Annotated in this window: 23 protein-coding genes; 2 read left to right on the top strand and 21 right to left on the bottom strand. The window is 39.7% G+C overall.

The window, feature by feature from the left end; genetic code table 11:
- Positions 1–5: 5 nt before the first annotated feature.
- The 5 genes from JDF658_RS06585 to JDF658_RS06565 all read right to left on the bottom strand — a co-directional run bounded on the left by JDF658_RS06585 (position 6) and on the right by JDF658_RS06565 (position 6,270).
- Positions 6–1,187, bottom strand: coding sequence for an acetyl-CoA C-acetyltransferase (locus JDF658_RS06585; protein WP_079906888.1), 1,182 nt, complete (start codon positions 1,185–1,187; stop codon positions 6–8).
- 20 nt (positions 1,188–1,207) lie between these two features.
- Complete coding sequence (locus JDF658_RS06580; protein ID WP_079906886.1) at positions 1,208–3,172, bottom strand: heterodisulfide reductase-related iron-sulfur binding cluster; 1,965 nt, start codon at positions 3,170–3,172, stop codon at positions 1,208–1,210.
- 87 nt (positions 3,173–3,259) lie between these two features.
- Positions 3,260–4,243, bottom strand: coding sequence for an electron transfer flavoprotein subunit alpha/FixB family protein (locus JDF658_RS06575; protein ID WP_078664448.1), 984 nt, complete (start codon positions 4,241–4,243; stop codon positions 3,260–3,262).
- Between the two features lie 16 nt (positions 4,244–4,259).
- Entirely contained in the window at positions 4,260–5,045 is a 786-nt protein-coding gene (locus JDF658_RS06570; protein WP_078664447.1) for an electron transfer flavoprotein subunit beta/FixA family protein, read from the bottom strand.
- 265 nt (positions 5,046–5,310) lie between these two features.
- Entirely contained in the window at positions 5,311–6,270 is a 960-nt protein-coding gene (locus tag JDF658_RS06565; RefSeq protein WP_079906884.1) for a sigma-54-dependent Fis family transcriptional regulator, read from the bottom strand.
- 103 nt (positions 6,271–6,373) lie between these two features.
- On the opposite strand from JDF658_RS06565, the gene minC reads away from it, so the two are divergent.
- Positions 6,374–7,042 carry a septum site-determining protein MinC gene (gene minC / locus JDF658_RS06560; protein WP_078664445.1) on the top strand — a complete coding sequence of 223 codons (669 nt, stop codon included), beginning with the start codon at positions 6,374–6,376 and terminating at the stop codon, positions 7,040–7,042.
- Between the two features lie 218 nt (positions 7,043–7,260).
- Here minC and JDF658_RS06555 read toward each other — a convergent pair whose 3' ends face one another.
- The 3 genes from JDF658_RS06555 to JDF658_RS06545 all read right to left on the bottom strand — a co-directional run bounded on the left by JDF658_RS06555 (position 7,261) and on the right by JDF658_RS06545 (position 10,512).
- Positions 7,261–8,757: an aminotransferase class I/II-fold pyridoxal phosphate-dependent enzyme gene (locus JDF658_RS06555; RefSeq protein ID WP_078664444.1), complete on the bottom strand. Its 1,497-nt coding sequence runs from the start codon at positions 8,755–8,757 to the stop codon at positions 7,261–7,263.
- Positions 8,758–8,845: 88 nt separating this feature from the next.
- Positions 8,846–9,409 (bottom strand): hypothetical protein, encoded by a 564-nt coding sequence (locus tag JDF658_RS06550; RefSeq protein WP_078664443.1) that lies wholly within the window; start codon positions 9,407–9,409, stop codon positions 8,846–8,848.
- Positions 9,406–10,512: a homoserine O-acetyltransferase gene (locus tag JDF658_RS06545; RefSeq protein WP_078664442.1), complete on the bottom strand. Its 1,107-nt coding sequence runs from the start codon at positions 10,510–10,512 to the stop codon at positions 9,406–9,408. Before JDF658_RS06545 ends, JDF658_RS06550 begins: the two co-directional genes overlap by 4 nt.
- A 77-nt stretch (positions 10,513–10,589) precedes the next feature.
- Here JDF658_RS06545 and JDF658_RS06540 point away from each other — a divergent pair, with 77 nt between their 5' ends.
- Entirely contained in the window at positions 10,590–11,078 is a 489-nt protein-coding gene (locus tag JDF658_RS06540; RefSeq protein ID WP_200803451.1) for an MgtC/SapB family protein, read from the top strand.
- Here JDF658_RS06540 and JDF658_RS06535 read toward each other — a convergent pair.
- From JDF658_RS06535 to cobI, 13 genes are read right to left on the bottom strand one after another with little or no spacing between them, the layout of a single operon-like run.
- Positions 11,075–11,626: a DUF3786 domain-containing protein gene (locus JDF658_RS06535; protein ID WP_079906882.1), complete on the bottom strand. Its 552-nt coding sequence runs from the start codon at positions 11,624–11,626 to the stop codon at positions 11,075–11,077. The two genes, JDF658_RS06540 and JDF658_RS06535, sit on opposite strands and share 4 nt — an antisense overlap.
- A gap of 12 nt (positions 11,627–11,638) precedes the next feature.
- Positions 11,639–12,079: a universal stress protein gene (locus tag JDF658_RS06530; RefSeq protein WP_078664440.1), complete on the bottom strand. Its 441-nt coding sequence runs from the start codon at positions 12,077–12,079 to the stop codon at positions 11,639–11,641.
- Positions 12,054–14,705, bottom strand: coding sequence for a 1,4-alpha-glucan branching protein domain-containing protein (locus JDF658_RS06525; protein WP_078664439.1), 2,652 nt, complete (start codon positions 14,703–14,705; stop codon positions 12,054–12,056). Before JDF658_RS06525 ends, JDF658_RS06530 begins: the two co-directional genes overlap by 26 nt.
- A complete protein-coding gene (locus JDF658_RS06520; protein ID WP_078664438.1) occupies positions 14,702–15,055 on the bottom strand; it encodes a hypothetical protein in 354 nt (117 codons plus the stop codon). Before JDF658_RS06520 ends, JDF658_RS06525 begins: the two co-directional genes overlap by 4 nt.
- A 15-nt stretch (positions 15,056–15,070) precedes the next feature.
- The gene (locus JDF658_RS06515) at positions 15,071–15,637 is read right to left on the bottom strand and encodes a cob(I)yrinic acid a,c-diamide adenosyltransferase (RefSeq protein WP_159071873.1); all 567 of its coding nucleotides are present in this window, start codon (positions 15,635–15,637) and stop codon (positions 15,071–15,073) included.
- Positions 15,634–16,980 (bottom strand): cobyrinate a,c-diamide synthase, encoded by a 1,347-nt coding sequence (locus JDF658_RS06510; protein WP_079906880.1) that lies wholly within the window; start codon positions 16,978–16,980, stop codon positions 15,634–15,636. Before JDF658_RS06510 ends, JDF658_RS06515 begins: the two co-directional genes overlap by 4 nt.
- A 14-nt stretch (positions 16,981–16,994) precedes the next feature.
- On the bottom strand, positions 16,995–17,621 hold the full coding sequence (locus tag JDF658_RS06505; RefSeq protein ID WP_078664435.1) for a precorrin-8X methylmutase: 627 nt from the start codon (positions 17,619–17,621) through the stop codon (positions 16,995–16,997).
- Entirely contained in the window at positions 17,618–17,992 is a 375-nt protein-coding gene (locus tag JDF658_RS06500; RefSeq protein WP_079906879.1) for a sirohydrochlorin chelatase, read from the bottom strand. The genes JDF658_RS06505 and JDF658_RS06500 overlap by 4 nt, the downstream gene beginning before the upstream one ends.
- Positions 17,980–18,759, bottom strand: coding sequence for a precorrin-6A reductase (gene cobK / locus JDF658_RS06495; protein WP_079906877.1), 780 nt, complete (start codon positions 18,757–18,759; stop codon positions 17,980–17,982). Before cobK ends, JDF658_RS06500 begins: the two co-directional genes overlap by 13 nt.
- Positions 18,756–19,442 carry a precorrin-3B C(17)-methyltransferase gene (cobJ, locus tag JDF658_RS06490; RefSeq protein ID WP_242946623.1) on the bottom strand — a complete coding sequence of 229 codons (687 nt, stop codon included), beginning with the start codon at positions 19,440–19,442 and terminating at the stop codon, positions 18,756–18,758. Before cobJ ends, cobK begins: the two co-directional genes overlap by 4 nt.
- The gene (locus tag JDF658_RS06485; protein WP_079906874.1) at positions 19,439–20,500 is read right to left on the bottom strand and encodes a cobalt-precorrin 5A hydrolase; all 1,062 of its coding nucleotides are present in this window, start codon (positions 20,498–20,500) and stop codon (positions 19,439–19,441) included. The genes cobJ and JDF658_RS06485 overlap by 4 nt, the downstream gene beginning before the upstream one ends.
- Positions 20,501–20,502: 2 nt before the next feature.
- The gene (cobM, locus tag JDF658_RS06480; protein ID WP_079906872.1) at positions 20,503–21,258 is read right to left on the bottom strand and encodes a precorrin-4 C(11)-methyltransferase; all 756 of its coding nucleotides are present in this window, start codon (positions 21,256–21,258) and stop codon (positions 20,503–20,505) included.
- A gap of 4 nt (positions 21,259–21,262) precedes the next feature.
- Positions 21,263–21,961, bottom strand: coding sequence for a precorrin-2 C(20)-methyltransferase (cobI, locus tag JDF658_RS06475; RefSeq protein ID WP_159446581.1), 699 nt, complete (start codon positions 21,959–21,961; stop codon positions 21,263–21,265).
- Between the last annotated feature and the right edge of the window lies 1 nt (position 21,962).

Here is a 21,962-nt window from a genome sequence, read left to right as displayed (position 1 = left end):
ACAGCTTAAACCTTCTCAATAATCATGGCAATACCTTGACCACCGCCAATACACAGTGTAGCTAAACCATATTTTGTATTGCGACGCAGTAATTCGTATACTAATGTAACCAGTATTCTAGCCCCCGACGCCCCTATAGGATGACCTAAAGCAATAGCTCCCCCGTTTACATTGGTAAGATTGGGATTCAATTCCAATTCCTTCATTACTGCTAAAGCCTGAGCGGCAAAAGCTTCATTGGCTTCAGCGAGCCCAATATCCTGAATGCTTAGACCTGCTTTCTTTAAGGCTTTAAGTGTGGCAGGAACCGGACCAATTCCCATAATAGCAGGATCTACACCAGCTGATGCATAGGAACGAATCATTGCTAGTGGTTTGAAACCTAATGCCTGCGCTTTTTCCGCTGACATTAAAACGAATGCTGCTGCTCCATCATTTATTCCAGAAGCATTACCAGCAGTCACAGTACCATCTTTCTTGAAAGCTGGTTTTAAGTTAGCCAGAGCTTCCGGAGTGGTATTGGGACGAGGGTGTTCATCTTGACTGAAAATAATCGGTTCGCCCTTTTTTTGTGGGATGTTAACGGGAACAATTTCAGCCTGGAATTTGCCGGCTTGAATGGCAGCAGCAGCTTTCTGCTGGCTTTGCAAAGCAAAGTTGTCCTGTTCTTCTCTGGTGATTCCATACTTTGCCGCAATATTTTCGGCTGTAATGCCCATATGGACATCGGTAAATGCACACCACAAGCCATCTTTGATCATGCTATCTACTACCTGGCTGTTCCCCATTCGCACACCATTTCTAATATTAGGCAAAAGATATGGAGCGCTGCTCATATTCTCCATGCCGCCAGCGATTACGATTTCGTTATCTCCTGTCATAATGCTTTGGGCAGCTAAGGCAACGGCTTTTAAACCTGAGCCACAGACCTTGTTGATGGTAATTGCCGGAGTTTCCAGCGGTAAGCCAGCCGAAATCGTTGCCTGGCGCGCAGGATTTTGACCCAGGCCAGCTTGCAGAACATTACCCATAATAACTTCATCTACTTGTGAAAACTCGAGATTAATTCTTCTAATGGCTTCAGCTATTACAGTTGCTCCTAGCTGTACGGCCGGAATTCCGGCTAAACTGCCTCCAAAAGTGCCAATCGGAGTACGTACAGCGCTTACAATGGCTACTTCTTTCATTTCCCTACCCCCCAATGTATTTAATTTAAACTTTCCCATAATAACTCAGCTAAATCTTTTGTCTTGATGGTTTCATTTACATTTTTCATTTTGGTACCATCTTCTAACATTGTTAAACAGAAGGGACAAGCGGTTACAATGGTATTGGCTCCAGTCGTTAAAGCCTGTTCTGTTCTTTCCAAGTTAATTCTTTTACCAATATGTTCTTCAAGCCACATCCTGCCGCCGCCGGCACCGCAACAAAAGCCCTTTTCCCTGTTACGTTCCATTTCCAATACGGCTAGACCGGTGATAGTATCAAGGATAGCTCTAGGCTCTGTATAGATATCGTTGTAACGCCCAAGATAGCAGGAGTCATGGTAGGTACATTGTAAATCCAATTTTTTCTGAGGTTTGAGTCTTCCTTCTTTGAGCAATTGAGCCAAAAATTCTGAATGGTGGTAAACTTGATAATTTCCGCCAAAATGGGGGTATTCATTTTTAATCGTGTTATAACAGTGGGGACAAGAAGTTATGATTTTCCTTACTCCATAACCATTCATAGTCTCAATATTTTCTTGAGCCAGGTTTTGAAAGAGATACTCATTGCCAAGACGTCGGGCTGAATCACCGCAACATTTTTCTTCGGTCCCTAAAATACCAAAAGATACGCCAGCCTTTTGCAATAATTTAACTACTGCTATGGCAACCTTTTTATTTCGGTTATCAAAAGCACCACTACAACCTGGCCAGTATAGATATTCCACCTCACTATCTTCAACCAGAAGAGGAACACTTAATTCCTGAGCCCAATCAGCCCGGGATTTCCAGCCGATGTTCCAGGGATTGCCATTATTTTCCATGCCCCTAAAGGCCAGCTGGGCTTCTGAAGGGAAATTGCTCTCCATCATTACCAAATTTCGGCGCAAGTCAACGATTTTGGGTACATGCTCAACAAAAACAGGACACTGTTCTTCACAGGAACGGCAAGTGGTGCAAGACCAAACTACATCTTCTTCGATAACCTCAGGGACCAGTGCCAGTCCACCAATCTCTTCATTAGTTTGTCTGAATTTTTCTACCCTCTCATAGAGGTGATTTTTTAGGTCCTGAGTGAATTTCTTCGGAGAAAGGGGTTTTTGGGTTAAATGGGCAGGACAGTTATCCTGACAGCGGCCACAGCGAATACAGGCATCTCCGTCCATTAACTGTTTCCAGGTAAATTGCTGGATGTCGGCAATGCCAAATTGTTCAATATTTTCATCTTCCAGGTTCAATGGTACAAGGGCCTGTGCTGCTTTATCTTTAGCCAGATACTGATTAAGTGAGCCAGTAATGATATGAAACAACTTGGAGTGCGGAATATAGGCGATAAAACCAAAGGTTAGTAACAAATGTATCCACCAGATTACTTGATGCAAATTTCTCTGGGCTGTTTCAGCCATTTGAGAAAAAGACTTTGCAAGCATGAATCCAACTGGCGTCCATCCAGCCCAGGGATCTTTAGTGAAACTGATACGAAGTCCTTCTAATATAAAACCGGTGACAATAATACCAAGTATTAACAGTAAGGCAACACCATCATCTGGGTTTGAGTCCAACCTTGGAGGTCTAATTACATACCTTCTCCATAAAGCCATGAGCAAGCCAACGATGGCACCGGCACCAAAGATATCCAGTAAGAAGGATAAGACAAGATAATATGAGCCACGATAAATCGGAATTTTAAAATCTTCTTCTAACATGACAGATAAGGTACCGATCGCAAAAACCACAAATCCCCAGAAAATCAGCCAGTGCATTATACCAGGATATTTATCCCTTAATAGGCGCAAGTGACCAAAACTATTGGATAAAAAACGTTTCCAGCTGGTATGCTCACTTTGCCATCTCTTTTCAGGCTGCCCAACCTGCCAAACTTTGTATCTTTCGTAAATTCCTTTAGCAAAGACAATTAATGTTAATACCAAGAGGGACCACATAACGATATATTGTTCATGATACATGCCAAGTTGTCTGCTTGGAACCACGTAGAACGCCCTCCTTTCCAGAAAATATACCCCCTATCTTTCGGCTGGCCTTCTTTCTCTTTTTTATTCTGCCAGAGCTTTTTTGAATTCTTCGGTTAATACTGGCACAACTTCGAAAAGATCGGCTACAATACCATAGTCGGCAACTTTAAAAATCTCTGCTTCAGGATCTTTATTAATGGCTACAATATATTTGGAACTGCTCATCCCGGCCAGATGCTGAATTGCACCGGAAATACCGCAGGCTATATAGAGGGTAGGTGATACTACCTTACCTGTTTGCCCTACCTGATACTGGGGCTCGCGCCAACCTTCATCAACTGCAGCGCGGGAAGCACCAACAGCAGCACCGAGCACATCAGCCAGTTCCTCCAGAATCTTGAAATTTTCTGCTGATTTCATACCACGTCCACCGGACACCACAATATCTGCTTCGGTGAGCTCGACGCGTCCTGATGCTTTTCTGACTACATCTTTAACTATTTGCCTTAAACTGCTGGCATCTAGCTCACTGGCATAACGCACAATTGCTGGCTGTTTGCCGGGCTGAGGTGTAGCAGCTTCAAAAGCTTTGGGCCGAATGGTAACAATCATGGTTCTATTAGATGTAAAACTAACATGGGCAAAAGCCTTGCCTGCATAAATAGGCCGCTTAAAGCGTAATCCATTATCATATTCGATAGCAATTACATCGGAAGCTTGACCGGCATTTAATTTTTGAGCCACCGCTGGAGCCAAATCCTTACCAACAGCATTATTAGGGAACAGAACTATAGATGGATTTTCTGTTGAAATCAGTTTAACCAGGGCGTTTGCAAATCCGTCGGTGGTATAGTTGGCTAAGAGAGGGTCATCAATCACAAAAACTTTATCTGCTCCTGCTTCCCCTAAAACGGTAGCGTATTCTTCAACGTTTTGCCCCATTAAAACAGCCTGTAATTCTTCACCTAGGTGGTCAGCCAGTTTACGGCCTTCACCCAGCATTTCAAAAATTACTTTTCTAAATTTACCTTCTTTTTGGTCGGCAAAAATCAGTACTCCTGCCATTACCTTACCCTCCCCGTTATATCACTTTTGCTTCAGTTCTTAATAATTTAACGAGTTCTACTGCAGCTTCCCTGGGATCGCCACCAATAATTTTTCCGGCTTGCCGTGGAGCTGGCAAAGAAAATTCTTCAACTTTTACTCTGGCGCCACTGGCGCCCACTTCGTCAGGGGATACGCCGATATCTTGCAAAGTCAATACCTGTAAAGGCTTTTTCTTGGCTTGCATAATTCCCTTCATGGAAGGATACCTTGGTTCAGCCAGGCCTTGTTGCGCGGTAAAGAGGGCTGGCAAAGGTACTTCGATGATTTCAACACCGTCATCGATTTCTCTGGTTACTACGGCTTTTTTATCTTCTATTTCTATCTTGGTAACAATAGTAACCTGCGGTATATCTAAAAGCTGTGCAACTCTTGGTCCAACTTGAGCGGAACCATCATCTACAGCCTGAAATCCGGCCAGTACTAGATCATACTCCATGGTTTGTAATGCCTTTGCTAAAGCAAGAGCGTAAGTATACTCATCTCCATTTTCCAGGGCGGGATCATTAATCAGCACACCCCGGTCAGCTCCCATTGCCAGGCATTGTCTGATTGCACTTTCGACTCGATCAGGACCAGCGGATAAGATAATTACCTCTCCTTCACCCAAACGCTCTTTAATTCTTAGTGCTTCCTCAACAGCAAACTCACAGTATGGGTTAACAACATAATTGACGCCAGTACTATCGATTTTACCATTTGCATCTAGAGAGATTCTTGTTTCTGTGTCAAAAGTCTGTTTCATCAATACAACGATTTTCAATGGTAATACCTCCCTCTTGGTTTATTACACCTGATTATTAAGCAAAAGACATGCCACAAAAGTCTAAAAAGAGTGAAATGTCAAAATTTTGTCCCGAAATGCATTATTTGAAGATGAATGGTAACAGTTTGAGTTTAAACTGGATTTTTATAATATGGCGAAGATGTAAACAATGGTGACATTAGCTGACAATATAAAAAGGCATATCCCTTATTAGAATTGGGATATGCCTTGCGTCAATAGTTCTATACAGTTGAATAACGCTTTAGATTAAGCCATGTTTTTGTAACTTTTTATAAAGACCAGGCCGGCTTAAACCTAGTAGTTCAGCGGCTTTAGCTTTGTTCCCTGTACATTTAATCAATGCTTGTTGGATTAATTCCTTTTCAAAATCATCCACGATTTCTGTCAACGATCGTTGACCAATTTGGCTGAAATAATTATTTGAGGTAATGGCAGTATTCGTGTTAGCTAAAATATACTTGGGCAAATGTTTAGTTTTTATAATATTACCATCTACTATATTATAAGCATATTCCAGTGTATTCTTTAGCTCCCTGATATTACCTGGCCAATCGTAGTTCAAAAAAATGTGTTTTACCTTGTTATCGATTCCATTTATGGATATGTTAAATTTTTCATTAAACTCAGTAATGAAACTAGTTGTAAGTGGTAGAATATCCTCTTTTCGCTCCCGTAATGGAGGGATATAAATACTTACGACATTCAGGCGATAAAAGAGATCATCACGAAATTTACCTTCCTTGACCATTATTTCTAAATTGGCGTTAGTTGCTGCTATTATTCTTACATCAAGCTTAATGCTGCTCTCGCTCCCGATGGGAATGATCTCTTTTTCCTGAATTACCCGCAATAATTTAGCCTGAGTCGAAAAACTCAAATCACCAATCTCATCTAGAAAGATTGTACCTTTATGGGCTTGGGCGAATTTGCCAACAGCTCCTCCTTTTTTGGCCCCGGTGAAAGCACCTTCACTATATCCAAATAACTCGGCTTCCAACAAATGTTCAGGTATAGCTGCACAGTTAATCTTAACTAAAGAATTAAAGCGACGGTAACTAAAATGATGGATCAAATTAGCTACCAGTTCCTTTCCTGTACCTGACTCTCCTCTGATTAAAACAGTGGAACCTTTTGTCGCAATCTGAGTAATTAGGTGATTTATTTCTTTAATCGCCGGACTGGTACCAATTAATTGCTTCATTTTAGGTGCCTCCTCTGCAATAACTTTATTTTTTCGACACTGAGCAGGAAAATGGCTATTTTGCTCGAATAGTCAATTGTTGTAGGAAGGAGGTTAAACCAAAATGTATGAAGGTGTCAGTATCAAGGGAACCAAAAATGGTCTTGTAATATTAATAGATGAAAACCTGGATAAAAAAATATTACTGAAAGATATCGAACGAAAAATGCAACAAGCTCGGGGATTTTTTAAAGGAGCTACTTTTGCTGTAGCGACTAGATCTGGTAGTGTGATTGATGATGGAATTAAAGAAGATATTGAAAAAATTTGTCTTAATCATGGCTTGATTCCGCAATCCGAATCGCAGGTTATCTGGCATAATTTCTCCCAAAGGACTTTAGCTGCACAAGCAACTGATATAAAGAATGAAACTGGTGTTGAATACATTAAAGGTACTTTGCGCTCTGGATGTCGTGTTGAAAGCAACGGAGACATCGTTTTGATCGGGGATGTAAATCCTAATGCTGAATTAGTTTCTGCCGGCAATATATGTGTTTTTGGTACAATCAAAGGAATTGTCCATGCTGGTGCAACCGGTAATGCCAATGCCACGATCATGGCCTATTCCTTTCGACCTCAGCAAATTAGAATCGGTTCAGTTTTCAGTCGCAACCCTGAACAGGATTTACCTGGCCAGACTGGTAATGAAACATTAATCCCTGAAATCGCATATATATACAATAATACCATTTTAATTGAAAAGTATAAAGACTACAGCGCCCGCAGAAAATAATGCTGAAAGGGGTGCTGTAGTATGCCGAATAAAAAAAATAAATTCAGAAACAAAATTGATTTTGGCAGGGAAGAATTTTCTACAGAGTTGTACAAGCGCACAGGGATTCCTCGGCCCAGGGAAGCCAGGTTTATTCCTGCTGGGGTTCGCAAAGATCTGAAAATAAAAATGCGGCATAAAATTAATTAGGCTGTCTCTTCTGAGACAGCCTTGAATTTTTAACCTGCTGAATTTGCGGTTTCCAGTTGCTCAAATTGTTCTCGATTAGCCAGTATCTTTATTTTATTGATATACTGGTCTTCTGTGCCTTGCAAACTACAATGTTCATTTTTAAGCAGCCGTACGTATTCAATTATTTCTCTAGTAATTCTCTCCCCCGGGCAAATAATGGGGATACCCGGCGGGTAAGCCATGATCATTTCGGCCGCTATCTCGCCTTCTGCCTCATCCAGCTCTACATGGTAAGTCGGGCTATGGAAAGCAGTCTGAGGGGAGACAACAAATTCTGGTGTTTTCGGCAAATTTAAACCAAACTTGGTTACTTTTTGAACTGGTCTACTCTTAACCAGATCTGTCATTGCTTCAATTAACATATTAATGGTTTCATCAGTATCGCCAACTGAGACCAAGAAGAGTACATTGTACAAATCGGCCAGTTCTACTTGAATCCGATATTTATGGCGCAAAATATGTTCTACTTCAAACCCTGAGAGTCCAAGGGCCCGGACATTGACAGCGACTTTAGTAGGGTCCCAGCCATAACAACCTGGATTGCCCAGCATTTCTTCCCCGATCAATGTTAGGCCGGGTAGTTTGGACAGCTCAGTTCGCAAGTGGTTTGCCAGCAAAAGGGTTTTGTCCAACAACTGTTTGCCATATAAAGCCATTTGTTTTCTGGCCACATCAATTGATGCCAGGAGAATATAGCTGGGGCTGGTCGTCTGAGTCAAGTTTAAAACTGCTTTAACGCGTTTATTGTCGATCAACCCTTCTCGTACTAGCAACAATGAGCTTTGGGTTAAGCTACCCGCCATTTTATGGGTTGAGGCTGCACTCATATCTGCTCCCAATGACATGGCAGAAGGAGGCAACTCGGGATGGAAAGGAAGATGAGCTCCATGAGCTTCATCTACTAGAACAGGAATATCATAACTATGAGCAATTTCTATAATTTCGGCCAGATTAGAGGTAAAACCATAGTAAGTGGGGTTTACCAGAAAAACAGCTTTTGCGTCGGGATGAAGGGCCAAAGCTTCACGGATTTTTTCCGGGGTCACACCCAGGGCAATCCCATGTTCCTTGCTGATTTCCGGTTGAACATAAATTGGTTGGGCCCCGGAAAGGATTAAACCTCCAATTGCTGATTTATGAGCATTTCTTGGTAAAATAATTTTATCTCCAGGCTGGCAGACGGTCATTATCATGGCTTGGATGCCAGAGGTAGTGCCATTTACAAGAAAGTGGGCATAATCAGCACCATAAGCTTCTGCCGCCAGGGTTTCAGCTTCTTTAATAGTATCAAGAGGATTGCATATATTATCAGTGCCTTCAAAGCACGTTAAATCAATTTTCATTACATTAGGACCAACATATTCGGTAAACTCTTTTAGACCTCTACCCTGTTTATGACCAGGTACATGAAATGGGATGGTGCCTTCGTTGACATATTGTTGAACTGCTGTAAAAATGGGTGTACGATGTTGAGTCAAAGCCATGTTGTTCACTCCCTTCTTTACAATGAATATATTACAACATATTGCGAGTAAAATTGCAACCCCTAAAATAAAAAAATGCGGTAAAAACTCACCGCATTTTTTTTACTTCGGTCAGAATCTCAGACCAGGAATTTTTCCTTAGAATTTGCAGGTTGTCCGGAAAATGGCCTTGATTATAAGGGGCATTATACAAAAAGACTTTAATACCTCTAGAGGCTATGGCCATGGCATTATCCAATGAGTCATCGATGAATACTTTTAATTGCAACTCCTGACAATAATCAGCCTTACACTGAAAATCTGTCATGATTAACTGATCGTATTCTACCTGGTGTTCTTTCAACCATTTTGTAGTTAAATGCTGGTATTGCCTGGGACGGGCTGTAACTAAATAAATTTTGTGTCCCCAGATTTTGAGCTTTTTAACAGCTGACACAGAGTTGGGTATAGGAGACAGATTTGACAGAAGGATTTCCTGATTAGTGCGAAAAAAGCGATCCATTTCTTCCCAGGTTACATTATATACTTTTTCAAATCTGTATGTATATAGTTCTTCATACTTTTTGTTTTGGCCAAAATATTTGTTCATGACATTTAACCACTGGGTAACAGAATCTGCGAGGACACCATCAATATCAATGCCAATATTCATGGAGCCACCTCAGCAATAAATTCATTTATAATTTTCCCTAACTGCTTGTATTCAATTAAAAAAGCATCATGACCATGCGGACTGGTTATTTCGCGATAGTATGCCGGCCTGTAATATTTGACCATGTTTTTTACTATCTCTTGTTGTTGATAAGTGGGAAATAAAATGTCTGTATCGATTCCAATCACAAGAGTTTTAGCCTTAATGTCGGCAAATATTTCTTCATATTTGCCTCGGTTAAAGGAGATATCATGGTAATCCATTGCTTTGGTCAGATAAAGATAGGAATTAGCATCAAAACGCTGTACCAACGCCTGGCCGTGATAATGTAAATAGGTCTCCACTTCAAATTTCTGGTCAAAACTGTAATAGCCATTGGGTGGTAATGGAGCTGATTTGCGGCCAAAACGCAGATTCATAGATAAATCACTTCTATAAGTAATGGTTCCAAGCATCCTGGCAATCGCCAGACCATTAACAGGTCCTTTGCCGGGATAATAATTGCCCTGTCTCCACTCTGGATCTGACATTATTGCTTGTCTGCCTACCTCATTAAAAGCAATTGCCTGTGGATAAAGACGGGCAGGTGCTGCTATACAAATCAGGTTTTCTACCATATCCGGGTAGAGCAAGGCCCATTCTAAAGCTTGCATTCCGCCAAGAGAGCCGCCGATTACCAGTCTGATTTTCTCAATTCCCAGATGTTTAATAACTTGAAAATGGGCTCTGACCATATCTCGTATGGTAATTACGGGGAACCGCATTGCATAGGGTGTTCCATCATCAGGATGTGGTGATGCGGGCCCGGTACTACCATAACAGCTACCTAAGATATTCAAACAGATTATAAAAAAGCGATTCGTATCCAGTACTTTGCCAGGGCCAATTAGCGGATCCCACCAACCAGGCATTTTTTCCTGAGGAGAGTGATAACCGGCTGCATGGGCACTGCCGGTCAGGGCATGGCAAACAATGACAACATTATCCTTGGCCCTTGACAGTGTTCCATATGTTTCATATACTATATCAACTAATGGCAAATTTGCCCCTGATTCCAGTCGAAAATTGCTAAAACTATATTTTTGCGGTATCACCAGCACCATTTATCCCTCCCCTACCCAAATATATCAAAATAGTAGCATGTTAAAAAAGTAATGTCAACGAGAGAGGAGGTTATAGAGTGAGTTTAGGATATTTTGATATTACATTAAGAATGGTAGTAGCTTTGATTGCTGGAGCAATCCTTGGTTATGAACGAACCAAAGCCGGGAAGCCGGCTGGCATCAGGACTCATGCCCTGGTTTGTATTAGCTCAGCCATGTTGACTATTATTTCTGCATATGGATTGGCTGAAGAGTTTCAAGGTCGCAACACAGACCCACTGCGCTTAGCAGCACAAATTGTATCCGGTATTGGCTTTTTAGGTGCTGGGGTAATATGGAAACAGGGTTTTGGTGAAATCAGGGGATTAACTACAGCTACAAATATTTGGGCTGCAGCAGGTCTAGGAATAGCTGCTGGACTTGGACAATATTATTTAATTTTTATCACCATCGTCTTACTTAGGATTGCCTTAAAAATTGCCTATATCTTACAAAAGCTTGGGATTATTAAATATGAAGATAACAACAATAAGGAGCGTTCCCAGAAAGATGATTCCGGGGTTTAAATACCTTTAAGCTGCCAGATTGCTGAGCTAGCCAGAACGACACAATCTTCGGTGGGAAGATAGTACGGAAAATTGCTGGAAAAAAGGATATTGGCATTGGCAGGGAACTCTTCGTCTCCCTGCCAGTATATATATGCTAAATATAGCTCAGGGAAAGGGTTTAAAATAATTGATATATCCCCAAAGGTACCTTCTTCGCCGTTTAGCTTTTCTTTAAGTTTAATTAATTTGGATGGTTCATCATTTATTAGCTTCAGTAAAGGAAAGATAGTGCGTTTTTGAAAGGGTATATTATATATTTCACCATCAGGCAATTCCTTGAAACTTAACCATTGCCCATCCCAGGGCATGCTACTTTTACTGCCAAGATAATGGCAGACAAGGATTTTGCTTACAGTATCTATTTCAGGCTGAAAGTTTCCGTTAGCAAGGTCAACTGTAATATTTTTGTCCCATAGTCTTGTCTCGAGTTTCTTTGCGTTATGAAATGCAGCTTTTAAATTTTCAAAAGCAAGAGTAAAAGTTTGGTCTATATTTGCATAGCTCATTTCAGGCTCCTCCTACTTAACGATTAGGACTGGACGTTTACAGATATGAGCTACGCGGTCTGAAACACTTCCCAGAAGTATTCCCTTTATTTCTCCCAACCCTCTGCTTCCAATTACAACCAGGTCAAAATTTTCTGTAGCTGCTACCTGGGCAATAACTTCAGCGGGATTGCCTACCTTGTTTACATATTCTGTCTTTATTTCTGTATCTTCAAAAACACCGGCAACACTCTTAAAAGCTTGCTCCTTTTTTTCATTGATAATCTCTTCAATTAAAGTGGGTTCTATAATTGATTCCATCATATAACTATGAGGCATTAATTCTTTGGGTAAATCTGAAACGTGTAAAAAAGTAACTGATACATTTTTGAAATCCTTAAAAAAATTCTTTACCCATAGTGCGGCTTTCTGAGCATGTTCTGAACCATCAATAGGGATTAGTATTTTTTTCATTAAAATTCTCCTCTCTCAAATGTTTTTTATAGATTTCATAGGTTTTCCAGGCAATATTTTTCCAGCTATAATTCTGAAGAACATTAGATTTGGCATTCTCCCCACATCGAGCGGCAAAGTCAGGGTTGTTTAAAAAAGTTCGTAGCTGGGCTATTAAATCTTCAACATTACCTGGAACAAACAATAAGCCATTAACTCCATGATCTATTATTTCGCTAAGACCTCCTGTTTTTCCTGCTATCACTGGCTTGCCGCTAGCCATGGCTTCTAAAGCCACTATTCCGAAAGGCTCATAGAGACTGGGAAAACAAACTATATCTGCTCTGTCTAATAGAAAGTCACGGGTCTGATTATCTAAAAACCCAAGGAAAATGATTTTTCCACTGGCCTTTGAATTGCCGGCTTTACTTTTTAGAGTTTCCTCATAATAGCCTTTACCTCCGATCAAAAGATAATAGTCAGGATATTCAGCTTGAATTTGTGCAAAAGCATCTATTAAGGTTTGAACTCCTTTTTCCGGGACCAAGCGACCGAAGAAAAGGATGAATTTTTTCGGCACTGACCTTTGCTCTCTATTCAAACCTACGGTCATAACTTCAATACCATTTGGAATGACATTAATTTTCGCCTCGTTTCCAAACAGGGTAGTAATTTCCTGTTTCATGTAATTACTGCAGGCAATAACCTCGGAAGCATTTTTTACCAGAGAGGCTTCCTGATGATGAATTAATGCCTGAACCTCATTATAAATACCTCCCTGCCTGCCATGTTCGGTAGCATGAATAGTAGCAATCAAACGACCTACTTGTCTTTCCTGGAGGGTAATTCCAGTTAAGCCTACAAGCCAGTCATGAGCGTGTATTATAACCTGACTAGTATTGAATAAAAAATTGTTTATAATATATTTAGTGAATTCAAGGTTTAGCAATAAAATCCAGTTGATAAAATCCTGGCCCTCATATGAAGGTAAGGCAATACGATGAATGATGACATTGCCATTTTTTTCTATTGTATTTTTGCTTCCGCGAGTGATGACGTGCACATCCAAAAAATCCTGTAAATATTTTGATAAATAAAAGACATGAGTAGCAAGTCCGCCGACAGTCATAGGAGGAAACTCCCAGGCCAATAATAATACTGTGGGACGGGAAATTACAAATTTAGAACCTTGCCAAAGATTTATCAAGCTAATACCAGGCAAAAACGATAAGATTTCTTTTTGATCGGTAGTTAAAGATTTATTTTCAAGTAATGAATGAATGTCATTTTTGTAGGTATTGTAACGGTAATGGGCATAATCTTTGGCGGAATTATAGTAAACCATGAAAGGCCAATCACTTGCCTGTAATAACAATATAAGTCTAAGTAAAAGTTCTTTCTCATCTGAGGAAAGATAGTCTATTTGTCTTTCTACTATATGGCTGATACTAATCAAATCTTGATACATCCACTCATTTTTTTCATTTACCCAAACATCAAAATACCCTTTTTCACCCCAGGAACAAGAACAGACTTTATCTGTGACTTCAATTTTTTCAACAAAATTACTATGATATGCTTCCGGGGCTGTAAAATCGATAGATTCTGAAAGGGATAGAATCTTAGCTAACCATTCAGGGCCTTCAAACCACCAATGGCCAAAGAGTTCGGCGTCATAAACACAAACAATATTATCTTTGGGATATTGGTTTAGAAAGTTTATAAACTCTAAAGCTTGTTGATTTGTAATAGCCAAAGCTCTATCGTATTTATAAATCTCTTTCCTTGGGTTGTTTTTATCTGTGATACTAAAATACTTAAAACCAGTAAATCGGTGGAATTCCCATGGTCTTAGATATTCGCGAATTTGTTCTAATGGCATATCCCAGCCTATGTCCCGATAATACTCCCTATAAAAAGGGTGACCGGGGTATCCACATTCTCTGCTCCAAACCCGTTCTGCCGTAGCCATGTCTCGTAGAAAAATATTGACTTTACCTTTACGGAAAATTGAACTTGCAGGATTATTAGCAGCATGTTCAGAAATAAAAATGTTCTCAATCCCGTTATCTTCCAAAATTGGCAATAATTCTTCGCTTACTGCACATTCTGGTAACCAGAAGGACTTTGGGTCAAAACTAAACACCCGAGAAAATAATTCTTTTGCTGCTTTTATTTGAAGATTAATCCACTGGTTTGATGGTAGTAAAGGCAGGATGGGATGAGAGGCTGCAGAGGTTAGGAGTTCAATTCTACCATTGTGTTTCAGATACAGGAGAGCTTGAACAATATCCCTGTCAATTTTTTGCCAGAAATTATATCTGTTTTGCCAGAACTCCAGATAAAACGCACTAACATTATCATAATCAGTACCTTTATTTCTCTTGTATTCTTGTTCAGCTATGTAAATTTGCTTTAGTAAATAATCGTTAAATTCGTTTTTAAAATAATCACTTAGCCACATGGATAACAAAGGTGGACTTACGGAGTAGGAAACTTTTCCCCTATTTACCCATTGTAAAATTTCAATTAACCGCAAATGGCATTCCGCAGTAATTTCAAAAACCCAGGTTTTTTCATAATTTTTATTGTGAAAATGTAAAACCCAGGGTAAATGACCATGTAAAACAAAAAAAGCTTTCTTCAATTTCCATCACCTACCATTCTACTTATCCAGCCTCCACTCGAAAAATAAATTTTATCATCTGTTAATTTACTATCAATTTTTGAGCTTATCGATAACAACCTTTTATTGTTATAATAATACTCAATCTTCAGTTCCTCGGAGTTTTTATAATTAAAAAAAAAGAGGCCGGTTGGATTATGTAAACTTTTTTCCAGGAGTAAGTTGTCTGTTGCAGTTGAAATTTTGAGCCTTATCTCCTGCAGGGTAAAATCAATATTGTAAAATAATTTCCACATTGAGAGAGTCCAATTAGGCAGGTAGTAATAGAAAAAGCCTTTCTCAGGATTAATTTTTCCTAAGCGAATTTGCATCAACACTCACCTCCACTAATACTCAATACCGCGACGGGAGGGTATCCCCTGTCGAAAAGGATGTTTTATTTCGATTAACTCGTATACCTCAACAGAAACATCCAGTATTTCTTGCGGGAATACCCGTCCAGTCAAAATAATAATTAAATGAGCTGGCCAAGTTGAAATCTCAGTTAAAAAACTGGTTGTATCTAAAAAATTATATTTCAATACATATGCAAATTCGTCTAGTATTAGAATATCCGTTTTGTTATCATTAGCTATTTTTTTTGTGAAACTCCAAGCCTTATAAACAAACCCAGGTTCTTGTCGATTAATTCTGAAACACTTTCCGCAGCTTTTACAGTGACCTTCTCCGCTACGTATTAAGTTGCTTTGTGAACAGCCATATCCAAAAGAATAAAAATACAAATTATCCAGTTTGCTTCCTAAATTTTGCTCAGCAGCATAATTGCTGCCTTTTAAAAATTGAACAATTTTTATTGTCTTTTGATTAACATATGGCAGGACATAGCCTAATGCACCAGTTGTTTTCCCTTTGCCTGTTCCAGTAAAAATAATTATTCTGGGTTTTGTTTTCACTTTACCCTTCTCCTCTGCCAATTTAAACAGCTGGATAAAAAGTTATAGGCAATATCAGGCTGGCCACCCCAGTGAATATGTAGATAAGAAGCAAAAATATTGTTTTGAGCATAGCCATCCAGGACTGCAGTGGAATGCCGATTGGGTTTATGGAGGGAGGCTGCCCAGGGATATTGTTTATCCAAGGGAATTAGTTCAGAATAATGGAATTGATGTCCCTTGACTAATGTATTAACTGGACCAATAATACTATCATTAAGGGTTATACCCTGATAATATCCCAAAGCTACTAGTCTCTCTTGCATTACAACACTAGCAGGAATAATATTCACCATGGCCAGGTACATATAACCGCCGCACTCAGCGTAAATAGGCATTCCAGCCTGATGATGAGCGATTAAAGATGCAATATAATTCCTATTTTCTTTTAATAATTCGATAAAGAGTTCTGGAAATCCTCCTCCGATAATTAAACCATCAATATTTTCTGGTAAATGTTCATCATGTAACGGGCTGGTTTTTACCAGCTTTACTCCCCATTTGGTCAACAAATCCAGGGCATCCTGATAATAAAAATTAAAAGCTTCATCGAAAGCATACGCAATGATTAAATCAGAAAAATCGATACCGGCCTCGGGAAATTTGAGCACTTCTTCATTACATTTCCCAAAAACACTAAAAAGAGTTTCCCAATCCAGATGTTTTCGCAAATATTCTCCTACCTTTGCGGTCCTTGCAAGATAATCCTGATTTTCTACAGCAGGAACCAAACCTAAATGGCGTTCATTTAGCTGGAATTCCCTTTTTTTCCCGATACTTCCGATAACTTTAATCCTGGTTTCAGCTTCAATTAACTCTTTCATTTGTTGAAAATGCTGTTCCGAATTTACCTGGTTTAATATTATTCCTGCAATATTTAATTCAGGATCGTAGCTGCTAAGACCTTTTAACAGTGGGATAATTGTATGGGCCAATCCTCGACATGGCCAAACGAGCAGGACCGGAATGGATAATATTCTGGCAATATGAGCTGTTGAACCAAAATCGCTGTAGCTCATGCCGTCAAAAAGCCCCATCACACCTTCAATTATACTAAAATCTGCACCACGGGAATTATGAAAAAAAGAAGCCTTAACCGCTTCTTCGTTCATTAAAAACAAATCAAGATTACGACAGGGTCGGCCAGTTATTAAAGAATGGTAACTGGGATCAATATAGTCTGGGCCAACTTTAAAAGATTGTACCTGATACCCCTGTTGTACAAGGGCATGAAGGAGACCGGCAACCAAAGTAGTTTTTCCACTTCCACTATATGGTGCTCCGATCATCAATGCCCTAACCATTATATCTACCACCTTTACAGGGTTAATAAAGCATTTATTGCTGCGGCAGCCATGGGACTGCCACCTTTAGTCCCTCGAACAGTTATAAAGGGAACTTGCCCCTGAGCAATCAATGCTTCTTTCGATTCAGCAGCACCGACAAAACCAACGGGAATTCCAATGATTAAGGCAGGGGCCGGAGCTCCTTTAGCTATTAAATCCAGCAAATGGAAAAGAGCAGTGGGCGCATTGCCAATAGCCACAATTTCTCCTGCCCACTCTGTTTTGGTAAGTTCAATTGCTGCCATGGCCCGAGTGATCCTTTTTTCTCTGGCCAACTGATGCACGTTGTTATCATGAATTAATGTTTTTACTTCAATATCATAGCGAGACAATTTTGCAGGGCTAATGCCTGATTTTACCATAGCTACATCAGTAATAATCCGTGTTTTTCTGGCAAAGCAAGCTTTTGCTGTAGTTATGGCTTGCGGATGGATAACAATTTCAGAGGCAATACCGAGGTCACCGGTTGCATGGATTAAGCGTCGGGCTATTACTTTTTCCTGCTCATTAAAATTGGATAAATCAACACTATTCTCAATGATTTCCATGCTTTTTTGCTCAATTAATTCCGGTTGTTGTAAAAAAAAGTTATTATTCATTCTGCTTCAGCAATCCTTTCTGCCAGTACTTCCACTAAACGCCGATCTAACCCTAATGGTTTAGCCAATTTTATGGTTAGAAAGGGATATCTGCTTTGAGCATGTTTAATTTCTTCGGGAATATCTTCTTTAATATGCAGACCGTTAGTTAAAAACCAGGGGGCAATGACGATAGAAGTTACACCTTTTTCTACCAGGTGGTCAATGGCCTGCTGCAGACCTGTTAAGCCAGATTCACGATTCATCCAGGCCGGGACTACCAATTCTTTACCGGAAATCTCCTTAAATAAATCAACTACGTCGTACAAAAGCATGTTGGCATCATTAGCCACTGCTCTACTGCCATGTCCTAAAACTATTACTCCTTGCATGGGTTAATATCTCCTTTCTCAATTACACTTTTTAGTTCATTTAAATCAGTTATTATAGTTAAATTAAGTTGTGGCTTTTTTATAAGGATAAGGTGAATGCCAGCTTCTGTCACAGCCTGAATTTTATTTTGCAAACCGCCATTATAACCACTTTCCTTAGTTACCATTACATCAATTTTATAGCTCCTGATTATACTCAAATCTATTGCTGCCGGGACAGGGCCATACATAGCGAAGAGATTTTGCGGAGAAAAACCTGCATCCAGAGCTGTACTTATCGATTCAGGTACAGGGAGTACCCTGGCGTAAAGTTTCTTCGTTTGTAATAAGGGATGATTGCCCCACTCATTCAGTCTCTTGACACCGATAGTCAGGAGAATGCAATTAAATTTACTGGCTTGTTTGATGGCTTCTTCCCAGTTATGGCAAACAATAATATATGGATTATTGTTGTTCAGCTCCACATCTTGGCGCTGGTAACGCAAGTAAGGAAGGTTCATTTTTCTTGCGATGTCTATTGCCAATTGATGGATTTGTTCTGCAAAGGGGTGGGTTGCATCCAGGATCATGTTGACTTTAAGTTTGTGAATTAGCTCCGTAAAGGTTATTTCATTTAATTTAGTTACGAGAATATTTTCAATACCTTCAGAAAGCAATTGTTTTCTTCCTAGCTCGGTAGTAGTAGTAACAACAAAAGGTACCGTATTTTTTTTCAGCCAAACGGCGGCTTCTTTAGCCTCAGTAGTTCCACCTAAAATTAAAATCACAGGTCATACCCCCGTGGGGTGATGATTTTGCCATCTTTTATAAAACTTTGGCTATTTCCCACTATTACAACGGACAACATATCAATTTCACAATTTGTAAATTCTTCTAAATTAGAAACAGTAATGTGTTGATCAGTACGGAAAGCATTTTTAACAATTCCTACGGGAGTGCTTGGGGGGCGGTATTTTAAAAGAATTTCTCTGGCTTTTTCAATGTGTTCTGTTCTCTCTCTACTCCTGGGGTTATAGAAGGCGATAACAAAATCAGCCTGAGCAGCAGCCTCAATTCGTTTAGTTATAACTTCCCAGGGTGTTAAAAGGTCACTTAAACTTATACTGCAGTGATCATGCATTAATGGAGCACCCAGAAGGGAAGCAGCAGCTATGGAAGCTGTAATACCTGGTATTACTGTAACTTGCAAAGATATATTGTCCTGAAATAAAAGCTGATAAATTAAACCTGCCATACCATAAACTCCGGCATCTCCACTGGAAATAACTGCCACTATTTCACCAGCCAGCGCCAGCCGAATCGCTGTCTGGCAGCGTTCTACTTCACCTCTCATACCGGTAGAAACCACTTTTTGCTGGTCTGTAAGCATATCTTTAATTAAATTAATATATGTTTTATATCCGACAATGTAGTTAGCCTTTTTTATCGCTTCCCAGGCAGAAAAGGTCATTTGTTCCTTATTACCTGGTCCAATTCCGATAATATAGATATGTCCGCTGCCAGAGCGAAGGTTGTTTGGGGATAACTGGTTTTGGGAATTATTAGTTTCGGCTTTTGACATGCCTTCATTGCTGCCGGTTCGCATATACAACCAACTCCTGTTGTTTTTTTGACAAAGGCAGAAAAATTTTGTTCTGACTCATAAGTTTTCAGTTCCTCAGCCTCAAAAAAATAAAGGGGTAAATTTAATTTTTGACTCAGTTCCCAAATAGCTGGTTCATTCTTTTTTAACGTAATTGAACAGAGAGCTTTAATTGCAGAAATGGCAATATTGCCGGAGGAAAGAAAACTTTGCAAATTGCGCCAGAGTTGATGAAAAGAAATATTTTTACGACAACCTATACCTAATGCAAAATAGGGTATACGCAATAACAATTGTTTGTCTGGATCAATTTCAGTTAGTTGGGAATTGGAAAAGATTAGATCTGCATTTATAAGATTGTCAGTATACTCATATCGTTCTGGAAGAGGTAGTGGTGTAGTTAGTAAACTTTTATTATCCCAGAAAACTTTTATAGTTCCAGAGTTGGCAAGCGTTGAATTTAATTTCTTAGCCGGTTTTAAACTTTCAGGGTTTGCTTTAAGGAGCTTGATTAAATCTTCAATTGATGTGATGCCTTGAACATCAGTTGAGGTAGTTATAACCGGTGTAGCATTACTTAAACGAGCCAATTCTTTGGTAAGCCAATTAGCATTACCCCAGTGGCCACTCAGTAAACTAACTAGATATTGTCCTTTTTCATCCCCAACAATAACTGCCGGGTCATGCAGTTTAGACTTTAAACAGGGTGCTATACAGCGTACGACAATACCAGATGCCATAATAAAAACATGGGCATCCCATCTATCAAATTCCAGTTTGATTTTTTCTTTTAATGATGGCTGCATTACTTCTGGAAAAAAAGTAGCAACCTCAGTCTGCGGATAAGCTTTTTGCCAAAGTTGGGCCAGTAAAGAAGCTGTCTCCTGTCCACCTTTAGTCAGAGCCCAAAAAGAAATTTTTTTCATTGTCAAGATCCCTCTCTGAATGCGTGGGAGAAATTGGGGTGATAAAGCAAAGAACGATCAAACTCAGCATTAAGGAATTTTCCTACAAGGACTAAAGCTGTTTTGGTGATTTTTGCTTCTTTTACTAAAGCTGCAATATTAGATAAATTGCCTTTGACAATTTTTTCATCGGGCCAGGTTACGCGTTGTACGACTGCAACCGGAGTATCAGGGGGTAGATTAGCCTCTAAAAGTTCTGTTACGATTTGGTCGATGAGATGAACACTTAAAAAGATAGCGAGACTGGCACCATGACTGGCAAGGTTTGCCAGGCGTTCCTTTTCCGGTACGGGTGTTTTACCCCCTACCCTGGTTAAAATCAAAGTTTGGGTAACACCGGGTTTAGTAAATTCCTCTTTTAAAGCAGCAGCGGCTGCAAATACAGAGCTAACTCCTGGTACGATTTCAACTTCTAAACCTTTTTCTTCCCAGGCTTTAATCTGTTCCTGAATAGCTCCATACATCGAGGGGTCTCCGGTATGCAAGCGGACTACCAGCTGATCTGCAGAAGCTGATTGGAACACAACTTTGTTAATTTCTTCTAATGTCATACCGGCACTATCGTAGATTTTTACATTTTCTTTGCAATAATTTAACAGTTCCGGGTTCACCAGAGAACCGGCGTAAATAACTACATCTGCACTTTTCAATAATTCTAGTCCTCGGATTGTAATCAAATCAACCGCACCGGGTCCGGCTCCTACGATATATACTTTCATAAGATTACTCCTTTGCCAGTAATATAACAGTCATGTATGGTAATGCCGAAATTTCCTCCAGTTCCGAAAGGGGATGAATTTTTTCCTTTGCCTGTCCACAATAACTGATTATCCATCCCTGCCATGGCCCTGTTGCTTTTAATGCCTGTTTTATCCTGGGCAAATATTTTCCTACCTTCATTAATACAGCCCGGGTTTGATTCACCAGCATTTCTGTTAAGTCTATTTCTTTATTCATGGGTATGATTATAAGTGGATGGTTTTTATCCGCCAGGCACCACTGAGTGCGTGAGGCAGCAGCAGCAAAGGATGTTATCCCTGGTATTATCTCTACTTTTAAATGAGGAATTAAAGTTTTTAATTCATAGTATAAATAGTAAAACGTACTGTATAAATTAACGTCACCCAGGGTAATAAACGCTACGTCCTCTCCTTGTAGTAGATAGCTAGCTATCATCCGGGCATTTTCTTGCCAGGATTTAATTAAAACATCCTGTTGATTTAACATTGGCATAGTAAGTTCAATTACATTATGTTCTTTTGTCAGGTAAGGAGTAATTATTTCGCGGGCGACACTCTTATATTCCTCAGTAGCTTTGGGAGCAAAAATCACTTTGACTTTTTTAAGAGTATTCATTGCCTTAACGGTTATCAATTCCGGGTCACCAGGGCCAACACCTATTCCATATAAAACTGGAGTCATT

Source organism: Carboxydocella sp. JDF658 (assembly GCF_002049395.1).
Taxonomy (GTDB): Bacteria; Bacillota.
This window is presented reverse-complemented; position numbering and strand designations above follow the sequence as displayed.

Coding starts and splice junctions, on each gene's coding strand:
- JDF658_RS06585 (WP_079906888.1), bottom strand. CDS start 1,187: ATGAAAGAAGTAGCCATTGTAAGCGCTGTACGTACTCCGATTGGCACT.
- JDF658_RS06505 (WP_078664435.1), bottom strand. CDS start 17,621: ATGAATAATAACTTTTTTTTACAACAACCGGAATTAATTGAGCAAAAA.
- JDF658_RS06545 (WP_078664442.1), bottom strand. CDS start 10,512: ATGGTGCTGGTGATACCGCAAAAATATAGTTTTAGCAATTTTCGACTG.
- JDF658_RS06555 (WP_078664444.1), bottom strand. CDS start 8,757: ATGGCTTTGACTCAACATCGTACACCCATTTTTACAGCAGTTCAACAA.
- JDF658_RS06500 (WP_079906879.1), bottom strand. CDS start 17,992: ATGCAAGGAGTAATAGTTTTAGGACATGGCAGTAGAGCAGTGGCTAAT.
- JDF658_RS06565 (WP_079906884.1), bottom strand. CDS start 6,270: ATGAAGCAATTAATTGGTACCAGTCCGGCGATTAAAGAAATAAATCAC.
- JDF658_RS06530 (WP_078664440.1), bottom strand. CDS start 12,079: ATGAAAAAAATACTAATCCCTATTGATGGTTCAGAACATGCTCAGAAA.
- JDF658_RS06535 (WP_079906882.1), bottom strand. CDS start 11,626: ATGAGCTATGCAAATATAGACCAAACTTTTACTCTTGCTTTTGAAAAT.
- cobM (WP_079906872.1), bottom strand. CDS start 21,258: ATGAAAGTATATATCGTAGGAGCCGGACCCGGTGCGGTTGATTTGATT.
- cobJ (WP_242946623.1), bottom strand. CDS start 19,442: ATGACCTTTTCTGCCTGGGAAGCGATAAAAAAGGCTAACTACATTGTC.
- JDF658_RS06580 (WP_079906886.1), bottom strand. CDS start 3,172: ATGTATCATGAACAATATATCGTTATGTGGTCCCTCTTGGTATTAACA.
- JDF658_RS06510 (WP_079906880.1), bottom strand. CDS start 16,980: ATGGTTAGGGCATTGATGATCGGAGCACCATATAGTGGAAGTGGAAAA.
- JDF658_RS06520 (WP_078664438.1), bottom strand. CDS start 15,055: ATGCAAATTCGCTTAGGAAAAATTAATCCTGAGAAAGGCTTTTTCTAT.
- JDF658_RS06575 (WP_078664448.1), bottom strand. CDS start 4,243: ATGGCAGGAGTACTGATTTTTGCCGACCAAAAAGAAGGTAAATTTAGA.
- minC (WP_078664445.1), top strand. CDS start 6,374: ATGTATGAAGGTGTCAGTATCAAGGGAACCAAAAATGGTCTTGTAATA.
- cobI (WP_159446581.1), bottom strand. CDS start 21,961: ATGACTCCAGTTTTATATGGAATAGGTGTTGGCCCTGGTGACCCGGAA.
- JDF658_RS06550 (WP_078664443.1), bottom strand. CDS start 9,409: ATGAATATTGGCATTGATATTGATGGTGTCCTCGCAGATTCTGTTACC.
- JDF658_RS06485 (WP_079906874.1), bottom strand. CDS start 20,500: ATGAAAAAAATTTCTTTTTGGGCTCTGACTAAAGGTGGACAGGAGACA.